Source organism: Pseudomonas caricapapayae (genome assembly GCF_001400735.1).
In the GTDB taxonomy this organism is placed as follows: domain Bacteria; phylum Pseudomonadota; class Gammaproteobacteria; order Pseudomonadales; family Pseudomonadaceae; genus Aquipseudomonas; species Aquipseudomonas caricapapayae.
The window spans coordinates 35,184-54,794 of sequence record NZ_LJPW01000065.1 but is presented as its reverse complement, the minus strand read 5'-3'; the positions used below and the strand labels follow the sequence as shown (position 1 = coordinate 54,794).

Sequence of the window (19,611 nt, the reverse complement as noted above, 5' to 3'; positions counted from 1 at the left end):
CGGTCGCGCCTGATGTACCGCATGCATCGGTTTTGCTGCCGGTTCCCGGCAGTTCGCGGACAAGTCCGCTCCTACAAAACCTAGATATCGTGGACAAGCAAAGCGCCGCCCGATCCCCACATCATCCGGCAGATTCGGCTCCGGCCCAGAGGACGTGGGAGCGGACTTGTCCGCGAAGGGCTGCGAAGCGGCACTGAGACAGGTTATCTCGGTCGCGCCTGATGTACCGTATGCATCGGTTTTGCTGCCGGTTCCCGGCAGTTCGCGGACAAGTCCGCTCCTACGTCCCGCGAGGTCGTGGACGAGCGAATACGGTATTTCAGACGATACATGTTCGGTGACTTTACAGGCCCTTTCGCGGACGAGGCCGCTCCCACGGCTTTCGGCCAGAATCAAAAGCAGACTTGTGTATAACGCTGGGTGCTACGCGCGGTACATACCCATTACGGATGAGCATTGGTCTCCAGCAGGTGATGCAGGTCAACGAACTGCTGAGTCAGTTTGTGGCGGGGGTCCAGATGGATCAGCGGCAGATTGGCCTGATGCGACTCGCGCATTTTGACTGATGCACTCAGATAGACCGGTAGCACCGGCATGCCCTCGGCAATCAGTTCGTCCAGCATCTGCTGCGGCAGGCTTGCTCTGGGCTGGAACTGGTTGACGATGATGCCTTCCACCTGAAGGTCTTCGTTGTGATCTTCTTTCAATTCCTCGATCTCGCGCATCAGTCCATACAGCGCCTGCCGCGAAAAACTGTCGCAGTCGAATGGAATCAGGACGCGATCAGACGCGATCAACGCCGAAACGGCATAAAAATTCAGTGCCGGGGGCGTATCCAGGTAAATACGCTCGTAATCCTCACTCAGTTCGTCCAGCAATTTGCGCAGCTTGTTGATCTTGTGCTTGGCCTCGAGTTTGGGCTGCAAGTCGGCAAGCTCCGCAGTGGCCGTGACCACATGCAGATTGTCGAATGGGGTTTCATAGATATCGACGTGGTTCTTCTTGGCGAACGGAGCTGCCGACAGTGTGTTCTTGAAGAACTCGGCAATCCCCATCGGAATATCCTGTCCGGTAAGACCTGTGAGGTACTGAGTCGAGTTTGCCTGGGCATCGAGATCGATCAACAACGTCCGATAGCCTTCGTGAGCGCTGACTGCAGCCAGATTGCAGGCGATGCTCGATTTGCCGACACCGCCCTTCTGATTGAATACCACGCGACGCATGCTTTGGATTCCTTGAAAGATGAAGAAACAGCAGGAGTGGCCGATAACGACCTTGAAGGGTCGAGTCTAGGCAATGCATATGACAGCAGCGAGCTTATCGCAAAACGGCACATGTCTGTCTGCCTCGCGGGATCAGACTTGAACTTTAAAATACACGCCTGTAAACGATTTTTATGTAACAAATTTGCTAGTCATGACCCCCATCGGGATAATGCGCGCACTCGGTCAAATTACCGCACCCAGGCTGATATCGACCTGATATCGATGTAGCGAGAAACAAGCCCGCAGGGGCGGGAAGAGAAGCCTTGATCACCTTCAACATTGCACGATGGCACGCTTGGGCACCGGGCCTGGCGAGCGCAGACGACCGGCTGCAATGGAGCCTTGATCCGACGCTGCTGGAAACCAGTGACGCCGCGCCGGACGTGTCTTTTCTGCCTGCCATGCAACGTCGCCGCCTGGGCCGCATGGCAAGAATGGCGTTTGCCGTCGGCTGGCCATTGACTGAAGGCCTAGGGCGCGTACCGCTGGTGTTTGTCTCGCGCCACGGAGAAACCCCGAGAATATTTGAAATCCTGCGTGATCTGGCCGCAAACGAACCGCTTTCGCCGACCCAGTTCAGCCTTTCGGTGCATAACGCGGTGATTGGTCTGTGGTCGATCATGCGCGGTGAAACAAGTGAGATGACAGCCCTGGCCGCCGCAGGTGACGGGCTGGAGTATGGAGCGTTCGAGGCCGCTGCGTTGCTGGCCGAGGGTGCAGAAGCAGTCTTGCTTGTGGTGACTGAAGAGCAGCCACCGCAGGCTTATGCCCAATGGATTGATGACGTGCCCTTTCCCTACGCCGTCGGCTTGCTGCTGACCGCCGGGAATGAGTGGCAATTGTCTCTGAACACCGATACGCAAGGCACCGAGCGGCCCCAGTGGCCACATGCACTAAACCTGCTGCGAGCCTTGCACACCCATCAGTCCGTCTGCCTGCACCCCTGGAATAACCGGTTATGGAACTGGCAACGCAACAACTGAAAAAAGGTCGGGATGCTTATTACTGGCGTCTGCTGGCAACCGCTTTCAGCTTTGCCCTGTTCGGGTTGAGCGGTCTGTGCCTGCGATTGTTCGTTTTTCCGGTCCTGAGTTGCCTGCCCGGCAGCGCGGCCAGTCATCAGCGCCGCGCCAGACGGACCATCAGCCGGCTGTTCTGGCTGTTCATCCGCATCATGGCGCGCATGGGTGTGCTGACCTATGAAGTGCAGGGTGCCGAAAAGCTTGGCCGTGCCGGGCAGATGATCATTGCCAACCATCCGTCGCTGATCGACGTCGTGTTCCTGATCGGTCTGGTACGTGACGCCAACTGCGTGGTCAAGCGCAGCCTGTGGGAGAACCCGTTCACCCGCGGTCCGGTGCGCTCCACCGGTTACATCAGTAACGATGGCAGCATGGACATGCTCGACGCCGCCGTGGATCGCCTGCAGACCGGCCAGACATTGATCATCTTCCCGGAGGGAACACGCACCCAGCCCGGCCAGCCACCGGTCTTTCACCGGGGCGCGGCTGCCATTGCACTGCGTGGGGCGAGCGTTATTACACCGGTGACCATCAAGGTCCAGCCAACCACCCTGACCAAGGCCGAACCCTGGTATCGCATTCCGCAACGCCGTGTGCACTTCATTTTGCGCGTTGGTGCCGATATAGACCCGACCGCCTTCAGTGCGCTGGGCCCGGCGCCCGTAGCGTCCCGCAAGCTCAACGATTACCTGCATGACTATTTCACCAAGGAGCTCGCCTCAGATGAGCGATCTGCACCAGGACATTAAATTGTTGATCATCGATGCCCTGGGCCTCGAAGACATCACCCCGGAGGATATCGGCAACGATATGACGCTGTTTGGCGAAGGACTGGGACTGGACTCGGTGGATGCGCTCGAACTGGGCCTGGCCATCCAGAAGCGCTATGGCATCAAGATCGATGCCGACGCAAAGGACACCCGTAACCATTTCGCCAGCGTCGACAGCCTTGCGGCCTTCGTCAGCGCCAGACAACCGGCCTGAGAATTGAACATGCAAACCCGTGAAGACATCTTCGAAATCCTGCGTACCGCCATGGTGGAACTGTTCGAACTGGAACCCGAGAGGGTCACGCTTGACGCCAACCTTTATCAGGACCTGGAAATAGACAGCATCGATGCCGTGGACCTGATCGACCACATCAAACGCAAGACCGGCAAGAAGATTGCCGCTGAAGAGTTCAAGTCGGTCAGGACCGTGAACGACGTGGTAGAGGCCGTCTACAAACTGGTCAACACCACCGAATGAAGCGGCTGATTGGCCTGATTCTGGTGCTGGCCGGTGTGCTGTATCCATTTGCCGTCTACTGGGGAACCGAGCACTTTGCGCCATGGCAGTTCGCGCTGCTGCTGGGCGGCCTGTGGCTGGCGCGTGCGCTGACGGGCGAGCGCAAGCCCGGCAGTCTGGCAATGGCGGTTGTCGCCCTGGTCTTTTGCATGGTGCTCGGCACGCTCGACAGCCATGTGATGCTGCGCTGGTATCCGGTACTGGTCAGCACGTTCATGCTCGGCCTGTTTGGCTCAAGCCTTGTTTACGGCCCGCCGATCGTGGAAAAAATGGCGCGCATAAACCGCCCCGAACTGCCTGAATCGGGCATCCGCTACACCCGTAAAGTGACACAGATCTGGTGCCTGTTCTTTCTGGCCAATGGCCTCACTGCAGCCATCCTGACACTGTGGGCACCATTGTCCTGGTGGACGCTGTACACCGGCCTGATTTCCTACGGGTTGATGGGCCTGTTGTTCGCTGTTGAATGGATCGTCCGCCCACCCGCTGCGGGCGGCAAATGAAATGGAACGCATGAACTGGTTGAACCTGGAACACCTGCTGCTCGATGCCCTTCCCGACCGGCTGCTGGCTCTGACCCCGAGCCTGGACCACGCGCAGTTTCGTGACCAGGCACTGAGCGTGGCCGCCGGGCTGCAAGCCCGAGGCGTCACACGCCTCGCTGTGCACCTTGAGGATGCCGCAGACCTGGCCATCGCCTTGTTTGGCGCCTGGCGGGCGGGTGTGCATGTGCTGTTGCCCGCAGACTTGCAGGGCCAGACCCGTGAGCGCTGGGCGAGTCAGGTGGACCTGTGGCTGACCGACCTGACGGATGACACACCGCTAAGCGACCTGTACGCCAAGCAGCTCGCTCCGACAGAGCTTGACCTTGATGAGTGCCGGTTGAGCCTGTGCACCTCCGGTTCCAGCGGCGAGCCCAAGCTGATCGAAAAGCGCCTGCGTCAACTGGCCAGCGAAGTCTGCGGGCTGGAACAACTGTGGGGCGCGGAGCTTGGTTCGGCGTGCATGATCGGCAGTGTGGCCACTCAACATATTTATGGCCTGCTGTTCCGTTTGCTATGGCCGCTGTGCGCTGCGCGTCCGTTCCTGCGCCGTCAATTGCCGTTCGCCGAAGACCTGCAACGCGCCAGCCGCGAATACCCCTCATTTGCCTGGGTTGCCAGTCCTGCGCTACTCAAGCGCATGGGCGACAACCTCGACTGGAACCGCCTCAGTGCCGTGCGCCGGGTGTTTTCATCCGGCGGCGCATTGCCGGCTGAAGCCGCGCATAGCCTGCAGCAACGTCTTGGCCAGTGGCCGACGGAAATTCTCGGCAGCTCGGAAACCGGTGGCATCGCCTGGCGTCAGGGCGAGCAGCATTGGCAAGCCTTCGACGGTGTAGAACTGAGCCAGGACAGCGAAGGTGCCCTGCGCATCAGCTCGCCCTATCTGCCGCCCGGTCATGTCGAGCAGACCGCCGATGCGGTGCTGATCGGCGCAGACGGACGCTTTGAGCTGCTGGGCAGGCTGGACCGTATCGTCAAACTCGAAGAAAAGCGCATTTCACTGCCACTGATCGAGCAGGCGCTGACAGCTCATGACTGGGTCTGCGAGGCGCGCCTTGGCGTGGTTCAGGAGAACCGTGCGTCACTCGGCGCGCTGCTGGTCCTGAGCGATGAGGGCTTGCTGGCCCTGCGTAATCAGGGCCGTCGGGCGCTGACCGAAACGTTGCGGCAGCACCTGCGACCGCATTGCGAAACCATTGCCCTGCCGCGTCGCTGGCGTCTGCTGCGGCAGATGCCGCTCAATGCTCAGGGCAAACTGGTGCAGACGCACGTTCAGGCCTTGCTCATGGCACCACGACCGAAACAGCCGGAAGTGCTTGAACAGCAGGCTGTCGACGGCGAATTGAATTTGCGGTTGATCGTCCCGCCCGATCTGGCTTTTTTCAGTGGCCATTTTCCCAAGGCTCCAGTCTTGCCGGGCGTGGTGCAGGTTGACTGGGCGTTCAGCCTGGGCCAGCGTTTGCTCGACCTGCCCTCCGGGTTTGCCGGAATGGAAGTGCTCAAATTCCAGCAACTGGTGCGCCCGGGTGACCGCCTCAAACTGACGCTGCGTTTCGATGCGGCGCGCTCCAAGCTGTATTTCGCCTTTCACAACGCCGACGGCGCACCCTGCTCCAGCGGCCGCATCGTGCTGGAGGGTGAGCATGCATAAACCTTGCGTGATCATTCCGGTGTTCGACCACGAGCTGGCCGTGCCCGACGTGGTCAAGGCCGTACGCGACACCGGCCTGCCCTGCATACTGGTGGACGATGCCAGCAGTCCCGCCTGCGCCGTCGTGTTACAGCAACTGGCGCAAGGTGAGGCTGTTTATCTGCTGCGTCTGCCAGTCAATCAGGGCAAGGGTGGCGCTGTCATGGCAGGTTTCCGCGAGGCGGCGCGCCTGGGTTTCAGCCACGCGTTGCAGGTCGACGCCGACGGCCAGCATGACCTGAGCGATATTCCGGTGTTTCTGGCGCAGTCGCGCCAGTACCCGGACGCGCTGATCTGCGGCTATCCACGGTTCGACGAGAGCGTCCCCAAAGGCCGCCTGTACGCGCGCTACCTGACTCACGTCTGGGTGTGGATCAACACGCTGTCGTTGCACATTCGCGACTCCATGTGCGGCTTCCGGCTTTACCCGCTGGCTCCGGTGCTGGCGCTGATCGACAGCGTGCGGATCGGCAGGCGCATGGACTTCGACTCGGAAATTCTCGTGCGCCTGTCCTGGCGTGGTCAGGCGATGCGCTGGCTGCCGACACGGGTTCATTACCCGCAGGACGGCCTGTCGCACTTCCGCCTGTTTCACGACAACGCATTGATCTCGAAAATGCACGCCAAACTGTTCTTCGGCATGCTGATCCGCCTTCCGGTGCTGCTATGGCGGCGGTGGCGCTCATGAGCGTCGACAAGTCGCCCAGGGAACATTGGGCCAGTCATCAGGAGCGTGGCAGCTTCATGCTCATGAAACTCACTGCCTGGGGCATGCGCGTGCTCGGTCGTCGCCTGCTCAGCCCGGTGTTGTATGGCATCGTGCTGTACTTCTTCGTGTTCGGCCGACGCGCCCGGCACAGCATCCACGAATACCAGCAGCGCCTGGCGGACTGGAGCGCCAGGCCGGAACTGCGCCCCAGTCAGTGCAGGGTGTTTGGTCAGTTCATGGCGTTTGCCGATGCGTTGCTCGACAAGCTGGACGTCTGGAACGGCAGGCTGGGCATCGATCAGATCGAGATCATCGACCCGGCGCTACTGCGCCAGAACCTGCGCGGCGAGCGCGGGCAGATGCTGGTCGGGGCGCACCTGGGCAATCTTGAAGTGTGCCGCGCGCTGGCCGAACTCGGTGAAAAAGTCACTATGAACGTGTTGGTGCACACCAAGCACGCCGAACGCTTCAATCGCCTGCTCGGTGAGGCCGGAGCGACCAATCTGCGTCTGATCCAGGTCAGCGAGCTGGACCCGGCCATCATGCTGCAATTAAGCCAGCGCCTGGACGAAGGCGAGTGGCTGGCCATCGCCGGCGATCGCGTCGCGCTGCATGGCGGGCGCAATGTACGGGTCGACTTTCTCGGTCAGCCTGCCACCTTCCCGCAAGGCCCCTGGCTGCTGGCCGGCCTGCTCAAATGCCCGGTCAATCTGTTTTTCTGCCTCAAGGGAGCGAAGGGCTACAGGGTGATTCTCGAACCGTTCGCCGAGGCCATCGAGTGGCGGCGCAGCGACCGCGCCGAAGTCATCGCCCACTGGGCCACGCGCTATGCCGAGCGTCTTGGGCACTATTGCCTGGAAGCGCCGCAGCAGTGGTTCAATTTCTACCCATTCTGGAAATCCGATGACGAATCAAGCTCCTGACCCGATCACTTTCGGCGAGCATGCCTTGCGTATCGAAGACGTGCTGGCACTGGCCAACCGTGAGGTGCCGAGCGTGCTGCAAAGCGACGGCGAGTTCCGCGCACGCATTGCCCGTGGCGCGCAGTTTCTGGATTCGCTGCTGGACAAGGAAGGCGTGATCTATGGCGTCACTACTGGCTACGGCGACTCTTGCGTGGTCGCCGTGCCGCTGGAGCATGTCGAGGCGTTGCCGCGTCATCTGTACACGTTTCATGGCTGTGGGCTGGGCAAACTGCTGGATGCCAAGGCCACTCGCGCAGTGCTGGCGGCGCGCTTGCAGTCTTTATGTCAGGGCGTTTCCGGTGTGCGTGTCGAACTGCTGGAGCGTTTGCAGGCATTTATCGATCAGGATGTGCTGCCGCTGATCCCTGAAGAGGGTTCGGTGGGCGCCAGCGGTGATCTGACGCCGCTGTCGTACGTGGCGGCGACCCTGTCCGGCGAGCGCGACGTCATGTACGGCGGTGAACGTCGCCAGGCCATCGATGTGCACCGTGAACTGGGCTGGACGCCGCTGGTGCTGCGCCCCAAGGAAGCGCTGGCGCTGATGAACGGCACCGCCGTCATGACCGGTATCGCCTGCCTGGCGTTCGCCCGTGCCGATTACCTGCTGCAACTGGCAACCCGTATCACGGCCATGAACGTGGTGGCGCTGCAAGGCAACCCGGAACATTTCGACGAGCGCCTGTTCGCCGCCAAGCCGCATCCGGGCCAGATGCAGGTGGCCGCATGGCTGCGTCAGGACCTGGCCATCGACGCACCGACTGCACCGCTGCATCGTCTTCAGGACCGCTATTCGCTGCGTTGCGCGCCGCATGTACTCGGCGTGCTGGCCGACAGCCTGAACTGGCTGCGTTCATTCATCGAGATCGAGCTGAACAGTGCCAACGACAACCCGATTATCGATGCCGAGGCCGCCCGTGTGCTGCACGGCGGACATTTCTACGGCGGGCACATCGCCTTTGCCATGGACAGCCTGAAAACCCTGATTGCCAATGTCGCAGACCTGCTCGACCGGCAACTGGCGCTGCTGGTAGACGAGCGTTACAACCACGGTCTGCCAAGCAATCTGTCGGGGGCCAGCGCCGAACGTGCCATGCTCAATCATGGCTTCAAAGCGGTACAGATAGGCACCAGCGCATGGACCGCCGAAGCCCTGAAAAACACCATGCCGGCCAGTGTGTTCTCTCGTTCTACCGAGTGCCACAATCAGGACAAGGTGAGCATGGGCACCATCGCCGCGCGTGATGCCATCCGGGTACTGGAACTGACCGAGCAGGTTGCTGCCGCCACGCTGATCGCCGCCAATCAGGGCGTCTGGCTGCGCAGCAAGGCCGCCGATGCGCGCCCACTGCCTCCGGCGCTGGCAGCCATGCATCAACAGTTGGGCGAAGACTTTGCCCCCGTCATCGAAGACCGGGCGCTGGAGAGCGAACTGCGCCTGTGCCTGAAACATATCGCCAACCGCCACTGGAGGTTGCATGCGCAGTAAGGGTTTTCTGCACGTCGACACTGAAATCGTGGTGCCCTTTTTCGACGTCGACATGATGAACATTGTCTGGCACGGGCATTACATCAAATACCTGGAAGTCGCACGTTGCGCGTTGCTGGACTGCATCGGGCATAACTACATGCAGATGCTCGAATCCGGTTATGGTTGGCCAGTGATCGACCTGCAATTGCGCTATGTGCGCAGCGCAGTGTTCGGCCAGACACTGAACGTGCGGGCCAGCCTGGTGGAGTGGGAGAACCGTCTGAAGATCAATTACCTGATCACCGACGCACACACCGGCGAACGCCTGACCCGCGCCAGCACCGTGCAGGTCGCGGTAGACAGCCAGAGCCGGGAAATGCAACTGGCCTCGCCCCGGGTCTTTATCGATGCCGTAGAAACAGCCATAGAGAGCGCCTTGCCATGAACCGCCCGCTTCGCACGTTGATTTTGCTGGGTTTGCTGTGTCTTTCTTCTCTGGCGCAGGCTTTCGACCTGCAGCAACTGAGCGAGCAGCTCGCCAGACCTGCAGTGGTGCAAGGCCGTTTCATTCAGGAAAAACACCTGCGCGCCCTGCCGCAACCGTTGCTCAGCAAGGGCCGCTTCGTGCTCGCCAAGGATTTCGGACTGCTCTGGCTGCTGGAAACACCGCTTGAACAGGATTACCGCATCACTGCCAGCGGTATTGCCCGCCGTGAAACCGTGGGCGACGTCGACACCTGGAAGCCCGTCCCGAACAAGAACGCCGGAGCCGAGCAGAACCGTTTGTTTCTTGCTGTATTGCAAGGCGACAGCAGCGGCCTGCAACGGGACTTCGATTTGCAGCTCAAGGGTGACGCAAACACCTGGCATCTCACGCTCACGCCGCGCTCGATGCTGCTGCAACAAGTGTTTAAACAGATCAACATTGAGGGCGGCGAACTGGTTCAGCGTATCGAGTTACTGGAAACCCAGGGCGACAGCACAGTCCTGAAAATGATCGACAGCAGCAGCTCCCCGACACTGACCGATGCACAGCGTCATGACTTCAACAACTGAGCGGCTGTTGCCGCGACTGTTCCTGCTGATTCTGGCGGGCGTACTGGCGCTGGCCGGCTGGCAGTGGCACGACCGCTCGCCGTTGTCGGCCAACCTCATGGAGCTGGTGCCGGGCACTGACAACGACGCGCGGGTGGTCAGCGCCGAAAAGCGCATGCAGGAGCCGCTCAATCGCGAAATGCTGGTGCTGGTCGGCCACGCCGATCGCCAACAAGCGGTCGAGCTGGCACGCACGCTGGCCGAGCAATGGCAATCGAGCGGCCTGTTCGAGAAGGTCCAGTGGTCGCTGCAGGCTGATCTGCCTGCGTTGCGCACACAATTGCTGCAAGGGCGTATCGCCATGTTACCGGCAGTGGATCGCGCCCTGCTTATCGACGACCCGAAGGCCTTCATCGAGCAGCGCGTACAGACGCTGTTCGACCCGTTTGCCGGGTTCAGCCTGGTGCCGGGTCAGGATGACTGGCTGGGGCTGACCGGACGTATCCAGAACGGGCTGCCGAAACAGGGCTCGGTCGAGGCGGATCTGGCCAGCGGCGCGTTGATTGCCAGCGCCGAGGGCAAAAGCTGGGTGCTGCTGCGTTCGCGAACCCGAACCGATGCCTTCGACCTGCACCTGCCAGGCCAGGTTGCCGACCTGCTGGCGAAAGCGCGGGAGCAGGCGAGTCAGGCCGGTGGTCAACTGCTGGCCGCCAGCGGCCTGTTGTACGCCGCCGACGGTCAGAAGCAGGCCAGCCGGGAAATCACCTGGGTCGGCGGTGGCGCAACGGTCGGCATTCTATTGCTGCTGTTGCTGGCCTTCCGGCGCTGGAGCGTGCTGCTGGCGTTCGTGCCGGTGGTGGTGGGCATGCTCTTCGGTGCTGTCGCTTGCGTGGCGCTGTTTGGCAGCATGCACGTCATGACGCTGGTGCTGGGTTCAAGCCTGATCGGCGTGGCAGTGGATTACCCACTGCATTACCTGTCCAAGAGCTGGAGCCTGAAACCCTGGCGCAGCTGGCCCGCCTTGCGCCTGACCCTGCCGGGCCTGACGCTGAGCCTGATCACCAGTTGCATCGGCTATCTGGCGCTGGCCTGGACACCGTTTCCGGCCTTGACACAAATTGCCGTGTTCTCGGCCGCAGGCCTGATCGGCGCTTACCTGACAGCGGTGTGCCTGCTGCCGGCACTGCTCGCAAACGTCGAAATAAGCCCTGCGCAATGGCCGCTGAAGCTGGCGCAATTGATGCTCGATTGCCGCGCCGCGCTGTTGCAGCGCATCAGCACGCCAATCCTGCTGGCGTTGCTGCTGGCCTTTTGTGGCGGCGGGCTCTGGCACCTGACCACCAAAAACGATATCCGCCAATGGGTAGCGGCACCTCAGGCGCTGACCGATGAAGCCCAGGCCATTGCGCGGATCACCGGTTATCAACCCACCAGCCAGTTTTTTCTGGTGCGCGGCAAGGATCAACAGCAGTTGCTGGACAGGCAGTCCGAGTTGACCCAGCGGCTCGATCAACTGGTCAGCATGGACAAGTTGCAGGGCTACATGGCGCTTAACCAGTTGCTCGATTCGCCTGCCGAGCAACAGTTGACCCGCGATGCACTGAGCAAATTGCCGCAACACTGGGCCCCCTTGGTACAGCTTGGCGTTCCGGCCAGTGCCTTGAAGGCTGAACTCGCTCAATTGCAGGCGCTGCCGACGCAAGACATCGATGACGCGCTCAAGGGGCCGCTCAGCGAACCGTGGCAAACGCTGTGGCTGGGGACCACCGATGAAGGCGTGGCAAGCATTGTCAGCCTGCGTGGCATGAACAGTATGGCGTTGCTGCGCGTGCAGGCCATTGGCCTGGAGGGCGTGCAACTGGTCGACCGTCTGGGCGAGCTCAATGAGGTGTTTGCCCACACGCAGATCAGCGCAGCGGAATTGAAGCTGGCGTCATGCGTATTGATTGTCCTGCTGCTGATTGCGCCGTTCGGCTTCAACGGCGCATTGCGCATCGTCACCCTGCCCCTGCTGGCCGCCCTGTGCAGCCTCGCCAGCCTGGGGTGGCTGGGGCAGCCGCTGACCCTGTTCAGCCTGTTTGGCCTGCTGCTGGTCACGGCGATCAGCGTCGATTACGCCATTCTGATGCGCGAGCAGATAGGCGGCGCGGCCGTCAGCCTGCTGGGTACGCTGCTGGCAGCGGTCACCACCTGGCTGTCGTTCGGGCTGCTGGCTGTTTCAGGCACCCCGGCGATCAGCAATTTCGGTCTGGCAGTCAGCCTGGGTCTGGCCTTCAGCTTTCTTCTGGCACCGTGGGCCAGCCCGCGCAAAGCGCCTCGGGCACCTGCCGAGTCATCGGAGACGCGCGCATGATGGTCGCAGTGTTCTGGCTGATGGCGCTGGCGTTGTTTGCGCTGGCCACCTGGGCGGAGCGACGGCTTGGCCTGATTCCCATCGTCAGCCAGTTACTGCTGGCGACTTTCGGCCTGCCGCTGCTGATGCTGTTCTGGATCGAGCCTCACTGGCACCTCAGCGGCGCACAACTGGTGTCTCCGGTCTGGCTGAAAAGCCTGTACGGCCTGGCATTTGCCATCGTGCTGGGGCAGATTCTCAGCGACGTGATCGACCTGCGGCTCGATCGCCAGAGCCTGAAAATCGCCGTACCGAGCTTTCTGGTGCCCTTCCTGACCGGGCTGACCTGCGCCGTATGGCTATTGCCGGAGCAAGCCTGGATCAGCTCGCTGGCCATCGGGCTGGTGTTCGCCATCACTGCGATTCCGGTGCTTTATCTGTATCTGCAGCACATCGATTACCCTCCCGCTGCCACTCGGCGTCTGGTGCAGACCGCGATCCTCATCGATCTGACCTGCTGGAGCCTGTTTGCCCTCGCTCAGGGCAGCCTGCACCTGAGCAGCCTGTTGCTGCCGCTGCTGGGGGCCTGCGTACCGCTGCTGTTTCGTCTGCTGCGCCTGCGCCAACCGCTGGTGTACAGCCTGACATTCTTCATTCTGCTGATGGTCGCCGAGCATTACCGGCTCAACGCACTGATTTTCGGCATCGGTTATCTGCTCTGCATGGCCCGTCTCGGCCAGGCCTGGGTGCCGCCGCTGAGCACTGCGCAACTGGGCTTCCTGCAAACCCGGCTGGCCATTCCGCTGCTGCTGACCTTCGGCATTGTGCAGATCAACGTGCACAGTGCGATCGGCGAGCTGGGCGCGGTGCAACTCGCCGCGCTGATCGTGCTGCCGATTGTCAGCAAAATGCTGGGCAACTGGATCGGCCTGCGCTGGGCTCCGCTGTCATTCGCCGGTGCCCGCCGCTGGCGAGAAAGCGTGCTGCTGAATATTCGCGGCTTGAGCGAAATCGTTTTCCTCAACCTGCTGCTGCAACAGCAACTCATCAGCCCGGCGTTGTATTTTGCACTGATGCTGATGAGCCTGCTCGCCACGCTCATGCCGGCCCTTACCGGCATGGGGCGTGCGCCCTTGCCGTCCCCTCCCGCCACCGTCCAACCGGAAAGGAATACCTGTGCCCATCACTGATAGGGAAATTCGTCAGGTCGTTGTCATCGGTGCCGGCCCGGCCGGTTCAATCGCGGCTGCCCTGCTCAAACGCCAGGGCCACGACGTGCTGATCGTCGAGCGCCAGCGGTTCCCGCGCTTCTCCATCGGCGAAAGCCTGCTGTGCCATTGCCTGGACTTCGTCGAAGAAGCCGGGATGCTCGACGCCGTGCAAGCCGCCGGCTTTCAGCTCAAGAACGGCGCTGCCTTTGCGCGTGGCGAGCAGTACAGCGATTTCGACTTTGGCGATACCTTCAGCCACGGCAAGCCGACCACTTTTCAGGTGCAGCGCAGCGAGTTCGATAAACTGCTCGCCGACCAAGCCGAACTGCAAGGCGTGGAAATTCGCTATCAGCAGGAAATCATCAGCGCCGACTTCGACAGCCCGCAGCCGGTATTGCATGTAAAGCGCGAGGACGGCAGCGAATACAGCGTGCAGGCGACCTTCGTACTCGACGCCAGCGGCTATGGCCGCGTGCTCCCGCGTCTGCTGGATCTGGAAGCGCCATCGGGCTTTCCGGTGCGTCAGGCCGTGTTTACCCATATTGAAGACCGCATCGAAAGCCCGCCCTTCGACCGCCAGAAGATCCTCGTCAGCATCCATCCACAGCACAGCGATGTATGGTTCTGGTCGATCCCGTTCAGCGAAGGTCGCTGTTCGATAGGCGTCGTGGCCTCGGCCGAGCGTTTCAAGGACAAGCCCGACGATCTGGACGCCTGCCTGCGTGCCTTCATCGATGAAACACCGCAACTGGCCAAGGTGCTGCAACACGCCGTCTGGGACACACCTGCGAGAACCATCGGCGGCTATTCGGCCAACGTCAAAACCCTGCATGGCAAAGGCTTTGCGCTGTTGGGCAATGCGGCGGAATTCCTCGATCCGGTGTTTTCTTCAGGCGTAACCATCGCCATGCGCTCGGCCAGCATGGCCGCTGGTGTGCTGAATCGGCAGTTGCAGGGTGAACGCGTGGAGTGGGAAACCGAGTTCGCCGTTCCGCTGAAGCGTGGCGTCGACACCTTTCGCGCCTATGTCGAAGGCTGGTACGACGGTACGTTCCAGAACGTGATTTTCTACCCCGGCAGCGCTCCGGACATCCGCCGTATGATCAGTGCCATTCTGGCCGGTTATGCCTGGGATGAGCGCAACCCGTTTGTCAGCGAGCCCAAACGCCGCTTGCGCACGCTCTCGGAAATCTGCGCGGACGGTGGCTCATGAATCGACCGTTCCTGAGTGACAGCTACGTCGAAGAAACCCGCTTCGGTCTGTGGTTTCTGCGCAGCCATACCTGGCAGTACCGTGTGTTGCGCGTGGCAATCGACGACTTGCGCAGCCTGTTCGCCAGCGCGCCGCCGGTTGCGCCGGTGCTGCTCGACGCCGGTTGCGGGCAGGGCCGCTCGTTCCAGCACCTGAACAAGGTTTTCAAGCCGTCCAGATTCATCGGCGTCGATGCCGACCCGCACAGCCTGGAGATGAGCCGTCAGGAAGCGCAGGCAAAAGGCGTGCAGGTCGAACTGATCGGCAGCGATTGCGCGGCGTTGCAAGTACCCGACGCCAGCGTCGATTTGCTGTTCTGCCATCAGACTTTCCATCATCTGGTCGAGCAGGAACGCGCGCTGGCCGAGTTTTATCGCGTGCTCAAGCCAGGTGGCTATCTGCTGTTCGCCGAGTCGACCGAGGCTTACATCGACACCTGGGTGATTCGCTGGCTGTTCCGCCACCCGATGCACGTTCAGAAAAGCGCGGCCCAGTACCTGCAGATGATCCGCGATCAGGGTTTCGAGTTCGATGCGCAGCATGTTTCCTACCCTTACCTGTGGTGGAGCCGCGCCAGGGATTTCGGCCTGCTCGAAGCCCTGAAACTGCAAAAGCCCAGGCCGTTCGGGCAACGGGAGGAAACGCTGGTCAATGTCGTGGCCCGCAAACCTTTGGAAGTGGAAGCATCATGATTCGCGTACTGTTTTTAGCTTTCCTGCTGCTTGGCGGCTGTGCTGCGCAGGCCCCGCTGCCGACCAGTGCACCGACCATGCAATTGCCGATGCAGCTGCATATCGAACGCCGAAAAGCCGATCAGCGTCAGGACTGGGTGCTGGTCATCCAGCGCGAAAACGCCGGTTTGCGCTGGTCGATGATGGACCCGCTGGGTATCCCGCAGGCGCGTCAGTTGCTGATCGACGGGCAGTGGCAAGCCGACGGCTTGCTGCCGCCCAATCCCGAAGCCCGCGAGCTTTTTGCTGCACTGATGTTTGCCATGACGCCGGATCTGGAAATGCATGGCCGCTACCCCACGGCTTATCGCCAGGGTATGCAGCGCCGTCTGGACGATCGCTGGCTGGTCGAATACCAGTCGGCCAATGCCTTCACCCTGCGCCTCAAGGACGGGCTGAGTTACAAGGTCACACCGCTGAACAACGAGAACATGCCATGACTGCCTATCTCAATGCGCTGGGCCTGACATGCTCGCTGGGCGACAGTCGTGAAGAGGTGTCGCGCAGACTGTTTGCGGGCGACAGCTCGGGCATGGTGTTCGAAAGCGGCTGGGTGCCGGAGCGCGCATTGCCGGTAGGCGCGGTCAAATCCGCGCTGCCGCCCATTCCGCCTGCCGTGCATTTGCATCACAGCCGCAATAACCAGTTGCTGCTGGCTGCCGCCTTGCAGATCGAGGATGACATCAGCCAGGCCATCACCCGCTTCGGGGCCGGACGGATTGGCGTGATCATTGGCACCAGCACTTCGGGCATCGATGAAGCGAGCGAGAGCATGGCCGTCTGGCTGCGTGAGCGGATCTTCCCCGACGATTACGATTATCGGCAACAGGAACTGGGCGCACCGGCGAATTTTCTCGCCGCCTGGCTGCAATTGAGCGGCCCGGCCTACGTCATATCGACAGCCTGCACGTCCAGCTCGCGGGCGTTGCTCAGTGCGCGACGGGCGCTGGACATGGGCCTGTGCGATGCGGTGCTGTGCGGCGGCGTCGACAGCCTGTGCAGGCTGACCCTGCAGGGGTTCTCGGCACTCGAGGCCATGTCGCCGCAGCTCTGCAACCCGTTCTCCAGCAACCGTAGCGGGATCAATATCGGCGAGGCGGCCGCGCTGTTTCTGATGACTCGCGAAGCCGACAGCAGGCACTCGATTGCCCTGCTGGGTGCAGGTGCCAGCTGCGACGCTCACCACATTTCGGCCCCCGAACCCACCGGACGTGGTGCGCGCGATGCCATGCTGCAAGCGCTGCGCAATGCCCGGCTCGAGGCGGAGCAGATCGGTTATCTGAACCTGCATGGCACCGCCACGCCGCACAACGACGCGATGGAAAGCCTGGCCGTGCAGGCGGTGTTCCCGAATGGCGTGCCCTGCTCGTCGACAAAACCGCTCAGCGGCCACACTCTGGGCGCGGCAGGCGCGCTGGAAGCGGCGTTTTGCTGGCTGAGCCTGGCACCGGAGAATACCGAACAGGCCCTGCCCCCGCACCTGTGGGACGGCGAGGCCGATCCGCTCTTGCCTGCGCTGCACTGGACCCGCGCAGGCTCGCGCCTGACACCTGCAAACGCTCGTTACATGATGAGCAATTCGTTTGCCTTCGGTGGCAACAACATCAGCCTGATTATCGGAGATGCCCCATGACCGAGTGGCTGCTCGCCGAACTCATTCCCCATGCCGGCGACATGATTCTCATCGATCAGGTGCTGGGTTTTGACGAAGAACAGATTCAAACCCGCCTGACCGTGCGCGCCAACGGCCTGTTCAACCAGCCGGACGGCAGCCTGCCTGGCTCGGCATAGAGCTGATGGCCCAGAGCGTCGCGGCCTATGCCGGGTGCCAGGCACGCAGCAAGGGCGAAGCGGTCAAACTGGGCTTTTTGCTGGGCAGCCGCAAGTTCGACTGCAACGTAACGCGCTTCCCGCTGGGCAGTGAACTGACCGTCCATGCCGTGCGCTCCTTGCAGGACGACAGCGGCATGGGTGTGTTCGAATGCACCCTTACCGGACCGGGGATCGAGGCTTTTGCCCGACTCAATGTATATTGCCCGCCCAACACTGCTGACTATCTGGCTGAAGGAGCCCCGGCATGACTGAATCAATACTGGTCACCGGCTCCAGCCGTGGCATCGGCCGCGCCATCGCTCTGCGCCTGGCCCGGGCCGGCTACGACCTGATCCTGCATTGCCGAACCGGGCGCAACGAAGCCGAAGCCGTGCAGGCCGAAATCGTTGCGCTGGGCCGTCAGGCCCGCGTGCTGCAATTCGATGTGTCGGACCGGGCTGCCTGCAAGGCGATTCTGGAAGACGATGTGGAGACCCACGGCGCGTGTTACGGAGTGGTGCTCAACGCCGGGCTGACCCGTGACGGCGCATTTCCGGCGCTTAGCGATGACGACTGGGATCAGGTGTTGCGGACCAATCTGGACGGTTTCTATAACGTTCTGCACCCCTTGACGATGCCAATGATTCGTCGGCGTGCGGCCGGTCGCATTGTCTGCATCACCTCGGTCTCCGGCCTGATCGGCAATCGTGGTCAGGTCAATTACAGCGCTTCCAAGGCGGGGCTGATCGGTGCGGCCAAGGCGCTGGCCATCGAACTGGGCAAGCGCAAGATCACCGTCAACTGCGTCGCGCCGGGGTTGATCGACACGGCAATGCTCGACGAGAACGTGCCGGTGGACGAACTGATGAAAATGATTCCGGCGCAACGCATGGGCACACCCGAGGAAGTCGCTGGTGCGGTGAACTTCCTGATGTCGGCCGAGGCGAGCTACATCACCCGTCAGGTACTGGCCGTCAACGGGGGACTGTGCTGATGAAGCGTGTGGTCGTCACCGGTATGTCCGGCATTACCTCGGTGGGCAGCGACTGGCCGACTATCGAGGCGAGCTTTAGCGCCAATCGCAGTGGCATCCGCCGGATGGACGAGTGGAACCGTTTTGCCGAACTGAATACCCGACTGGCTGGTCCTGTGGACGATTTCGCAGTGCCCGTGCACTGGACGCGCAAGCAATTGCGCAGCATGGGCCGCGTGTCACGACTGGCGGTGGCCGCAGCAGAGCAGGCACTGATCGACGCCGGGTTGCTGAATGATCCGATGATTCGCGATGGTCGCATGGGCACGGCATGCGGGTCGTCCACTGGCAGCACCGATGAAATCAAGGCCTTCGGCAACATGCTGATCAATTCTGTGGCAGTGGGCCTGAACGCCAACTCCTACGTGCGAATGATGCCGCACACCACCGCCGCCAACATCAGCATCTTCTTCGGCCTGACCGGACGCCTGATCCCGACTTCCAGCGCCTGTACCAGCGGCAGTCAAGGCATCGGCTATGCCTACGAGGCGATCAAGTTCGGTCGGCTGCCGCTGATGCTGGCGGGCGGTGCCGAAGAGTTGTGCCCGACCGAGGCGATGGTCTTCGACGCGCTGTACGCGACCAGCCTCAAGAATGACGCCCCCCACACCACACCACGCCCATACGACAGCGGGCGCGACGGCCTGGTGATTGGCGAAGGCGGCGGCATGCTGGTGCTTGAAGAGCTTGAGCACGCCAGGGCACGCGGCGCGCACATTTACGCCGAGATCGTCGGATTCGGCAGCAACGCCGACGGTGCCCACAGCACTCGTCCCGAGCAGGCCACCATGCGCCGCGCCATGGAACTGGCTCTGGAAGACGCCAGCCTGCCGCCCGACGCCATCGGGTACGTCAACGGCCACGGCACTGCGACAGAACAGGGCGACATCGCCGAAACCCTGGCCACCAGCAGCCTGTTCGGCTCGCGCATGCCACTCAGCTCACAAAAAAGCTTCCTCGGTCACACGCTCGGCGCATGCGGCGCGCTGGAGTCATGGTTCAGTATCGAGATGCTCAACAGCGACCGTTATATCCATACGCTCAACCTGGTCGACATCGATACTCAGTGCGGCGAACTGGATTACATCGTCGGCGAACCCCGGCGGATGAGTAATGAATATGTGATGAACAACAACTTTGCCTTTGGCGGGGTGAATACGTCATTGATATTCAAGCGTTGGGGGTGAGACCACGCACGTCTCAACTATTGTGCGTCGCTCCGCGTCGCATGCCGTTCTGGACGCTCTGCGTCCG

General features: G+C 61.6%; 20 protein-coding genes and 1 pseudogene. 20 read left to right on the top strand and 1 reads right to left on the bottom strand.

Annotated features, from left to right (window positions below; translation table 11 throughout):
* Positions 1-443: 443 nt before the first annotated feature.
* A complete protein-coding gene (locus ALO80_RS10105; RefSeq protein ID WP_055008908.1) occupies positions 444-1,223 on the bottom strand; it encodes a ParA family protein in 780 nt (259 codons plus the stop codon).
* A gap of 305 nt (positions 1,224-1,528) precedes the next feature.
* Between ALO80_RS10105 and ALO80_RS10100 the strand changes: the two genes are divergently transcribed.
* From ALO80_RS10100 to ALO80_RS10005, 20 genes and pseudogenes are all read left to right on the top strand, one after another.
* Positions 1,529-2,248 (top strand): beta-ketoacyl synthase chain length factor, encoded by a 720-nt coding sequence (locus ALO80_RS10100; protein ID WP_055008907.1) that lies wholly within the window; start codon positions 1,529-1,531, stop codon positions 2,246-2,248.
* Positions 2,224-3,036, top strand: a complete 813-nt coding sequence (locus tag ALO80_RS10095) for a lysophospholipid acyltransferase family protein (protein ID WP_055008906.1) — start codon at positions 2,224-2,226, stop codon at positions 3,034-3,036. The genes ALO80_RS10100 and ALO80_RS10095 overlap by 25 nt, the downstream gene beginning before the upstream one ends.
* On the top strand, positions 3,011-3,271 hold the full coding sequence (locus tag ALO80_RS10090; protein WP_002551687.1) for a phosphopantetheine-binding protein: 261 nt from the start codon (positions 3,011-3,013) through the stop codon (positions 3,269-3,271). The genes ALO80_RS10095 and ALO80_RS10090 overlap by 26 nt, the downstream gene beginning before the upstream one ends.
* Before the next feature lie 9 nt (positions 3,272-3,280).
* Positions 3,281-3,535, top strand: coding sequence for an acyl carrier protein (locus ALO80_RS10085; protein ID WP_055008905.1), 255 nt, complete (start codon positions 3,281-3,283; stop codon positions 3,533-3,535).
* Complete coding sequence (locus ALO80_RS10080; protein ID WP_055008904.1) at positions 3,532-4,077, top strand: COG4648 family protein; 546 nt, start codon at positions 3,532-3,534, stop codon at positions 4,075-4,077. The genes ALO80_RS10085 and ALO80_RS10080 overlap by 4 nt, the downstream gene beginning before the upstream one ends.
* Before the next feature lie 10 nt (positions 4,078-4,087).
* Positions 4,088-5,770 (top strand): acyl-CoA synthetase family protein, encoded by a 1,683-nt coding sequence (locus ALO80_RS10075; protein ID WP_055008912.1) that lies wholly within the window; start codon positions 4,088-4,090, stop codon positions 5,768-5,770.
* The gene (locus tag ALO80_RS10070; RefSeq protein WP_055008903.1) at positions 5,763-6,497 is read left to right on the top strand and encodes a glycosyltransferase family 2 protein; all 735 of its coding nucleotides are present in this window, start codon (positions 5,763-5,765) and stop codon (positions 6,495-6,497) included. Before ALO80_RS10075 ends, ALO80_RS10070 begins: the two co-directional genes overlap by 8 nt.
* Positions 6,494-7,441, top strand: a complete 948-nt coding sequence (locus tag ALO80_RS10065) for an LpxL/LpxP family acyltransferase (protein WP_055008911.1) — start codon at positions 6,494-6,496, stop codon at positions 7,439-7,441. The genes ALO80_RS10070 and ALO80_RS10065 overlap by 4 nt, the downstream gene beginning before the upstream one ends.
* Complete coding sequence (locus ALO80_RS10060; RefSeq protein ID WP_055008902.1) at positions 7,422-8,969, top strand: HAL/PAL/TAL family ammonia-lyase; 1,548 nt, start codon at positions 7,422-7,424, stop codon at positions 8,967-8,969. Before ALO80_RS10065 ends, ALO80_RS10060 begins: the two co-directional genes overlap by 20 nt.
* Positions 8,959-9,396 carry an acyl-CoA thioesterase gene (locus ALO80_RS10055; RefSeq protein ID WP_055008901.1) on the top strand — a complete coding sequence of 146 codons (438 nt, stop codon included), beginning with the start codon at positions 8,959-8,961 and terminating at the stop codon, positions 9,394-9,396. Before ALO80_RS10060 ends, ALO80_RS10055 begins: the two co-directional genes overlap by 11 nt.
* Positions 9,393-10,007: an outer membrane lipoprotein carrier protein LolA gene (locus tag ALO80_RS10050; protein ID WP_055008900.1), complete on the top strand. Its 615-nt coding sequence runs from the start codon at positions 9,393-9,395 to the stop codon at positions 10,005-10,007. The genes ALO80_RS10055 and ALO80_RS10050 overlap by 4 nt, the downstream gene beginning before the upstream one ends.
* The gene (locus tag ALO80_RS10045) at positions 9,991-12,339 is read left to right on the top strand and encodes an MMPL family transporter (protein WP_055008910.1); all 2,349 of its coding nucleotides are present in this window, start codon (positions 9,991-9,993) and stop codon (positions 12,337-12,339) included. The genes ALO80_RS10050 and ALO80_RS10045 overlap by 17 nt, the downstream gene beginning before the upstream one ends.
* On the top strand, positions 12,336-13,508 hold the full coding sequence (locus tag ALO80_RS10040) for a hypothetical protein (protein WP_055008899.1): 1,173 nt from the start codon (positions 12,336-12,338) through the stop codon (positions 13,506-13,508). The genes ALO80_RS10045 and ALO80_RS10040 overlap by 4 nt, the downstream gene beginning before the upstream one ends.
* Positions 13,495-14,742 carry an NAD(P)/FAD-dependent oxidoreductase gene (locus ALO80_RS10035; RefSeq protein ID WP_055008898.1) on the top strand — a complete coding sequence of 416 codons (1,248 nt, stop codon included), beginning with the start codon at positions 13,495-13,497 and terminating at the stop codon, positions 14,740-14,742. The genes ALO80_RS10040 and ALO80_RS10035 overlap by 14 nt, the downstream gene beginning before the upstream one ends.
* Positions 14,739-15,473 (top strand): class I SAM-dependent methyltransferase, encoded by a 735-nt coding sequence (locus ALO80_RS10030; RefSeq protein ID WP_055008897.1) that lies wholly within the window; start codon positions 14,739-14,741, stop codon positions 15,471-15,473. Before ALO80_RS10035 ends, ALO80_RS10030 begins: the two co-directional genes overlap by 4 nt.
* Entirely contained in the window at positions 15,470-15,952 is a 483-nt protein-coding gene (locus ALO80_RS10025) for a hypothetical protein (protein WP_055004890.1), read from the top strand. Before ALO80_RS10030 ends, ALO80_RS10025 begins: the two co-directional genes overlap by 4 nt.
* Positions 15,949-17,145 carry a beta-ketoacyl-[acyl-carrier-protein] synthase family protein gene (locus tag ALO80_RS10020; protein WP_055008896.1) on the top strand — a complete coding sequence of 399 codons (1,197 nt, stop codon included), beginning with the start codon at positions 15,949-15,951 and terminating at the stop codon, positions 17,143-17,145. Before ALO80_RS10025 ends, ALO80_RS10020 begins: the two co-directional genes overlap by 4 nt.
* Positions 17,142-17,593: pseudogene (locus ALO80_RS10015) on the top strand (ApeP family dehydratase). The gene ALO80_RS10020 and the pseudogene ALO80_RS10015 overlap by 4 nt, the downstream one beginning before the upstream one ends.
* Entirely contained in the window at positions 17,590-18,318 is a 729-nt protein-coding gene (gene fabG / locus ALO80_RS10010; protein WP_055008895.1) for a 3-oxoacyl-ACP reductase FabG, read from the top strand. Before ALO80_RS10015 ends, fabG begins: the two are co-directional and overlap by 4 nt.
* On the top strand, positions 18,318-19,544 hold the full coding sequence (locus tag ALO80_RS10005; protein WP_055008894.1) for a beta-ketoacyl-ACP synthase: 1,227 nt from the start codon (positions 18,318-18,320) through the stop codon (positions 19,542-19,544). The genes fabG and ALO80_RS10005 overlap by 1 nt, the downstream gene beginning before the upstream one ends.
* Positions 19,545-19,611: the final 67 nt, after the last annotated feature.

Coding starts and splice junctions, on each gene's coding strand:
- ALO80_RS10105 (WP_055008908.1), bottom strand. CDS start 1,223: ATGCGTCGCGTGGTATTCAATCAGAAGGGCGGTGTCGGCAAATCGAGC.
- ALO80_RS10095 (WP_055008906.1), top strand. CDS start 2,224: ATGGAACTGGCAACGCAACAACTGAAAAAAGGTCGGGATGCTTATTAC.
- ALO80_RS10090 (WP_002551687.1), top strand. CDS start 3,011: ATGAGCGATCTGCACCAGGACATTAAATTGTTGATCATCGATGCCCTG.
- ALO80_RS10085 (WP_055008905.1), top strand. CDS start 3,281: ATGCAAACCCGTGAAGACATCTTCGAAATCCTGCGTACCGCCATGGTG.
- ALO80_RS10080 (WP_055008904.1), top strand. CDS start 3,532: ATGAAGCGGCTGATTGGCCTGATTCTGGTGCTGGCCGGTGTGCTGTAT.
- ALO80_RS10075 (WP_055008912.1), top strand. CDS start 4,088: ATGAACTGGTTGAACCTGGAACACCTGCTGCTCGATGCCCTTCCCGAC.
- ALO80_RS10070 (WP_055008903.1), top strand. CDS start 5,763: ATGCATAAACCTTGCGTGATCATTCCGGTGTTCGACCACGAGCTGGCC.
- ALO80_RS10065 (WP_055008911.1), top strand. CDS start 6,494: ATGAGCGTCGACAAGTCGCCCAGGGAACATTGGGCCAGTCATCAGGAG.
- ALO80_RS10060 (WP_055008902.1), top strand. CDS start 7,422: ATGACGAATCAAGCTCCTGACCCGATCACTTTCGGCGAGCATGCCTTG.
- ALO80_RS10055 (WP_055008901.1), top strand. CDS start 8,959: ATGCGCAGTAAGGGTTTTCTGCACGTCGACACTGAAATCGTGGTGCCC.
- ALO80_RS10050 (WP_055008900.1), top strand. CDS start 9,393: ATGAACCGCCCGCTTCGCACGTTGATTTTGCTGGGTTTGCTGTGTCTT.
- ALO80_RS10045 (WP_055008910.1), top strand. CDS start 9,991: ATGACTTCAACAACTGAGCGGCTGTTGCCGCGACTGTTCCTGCTGATT.
- ALO80_RS10040 (WP_055008899.1), top strand. CDS start 12,336: ATGATGGTCGCAGTGTTCTGGCTGATGGCGCTGGCGTTGTTTGCGCTG.
- ALO80_RS10030 (WP_055008897.1), top strand. CDS start 14,739: ATGAATCGACCGTTCCTGAGTGACAGCTACGTCGAAGAAACCCGCTTC.
- ALO80_RS10025 (WP_055004890.1), top strand. CDS start 15,470: ATGATTCGCGTACTGTTTTTAGCTTTCCTGCTGCTTGGCGGCTGTGCT.
- ALO80_RS10020 (WP_055008896.1), top strand. CDS start 15,949: ATGACTGCCTATCTCAATGCGCTGGGCCTGACATGCTCGCTGGGCGAC.
- fabG (WP_055008895.1), top strand. CDS start 17,590: ATGACTGAATCAATACTGGTCACCGGCTCCAGCCGTGGCATCGGCCGC.
- ALO80_RS10005 (WP_055008894.1), top strand. CDS start 18,318: ATGAAGCGTGTGGTCGTCACCGGTATGTCCGGCATTACCTCGGTGGGC.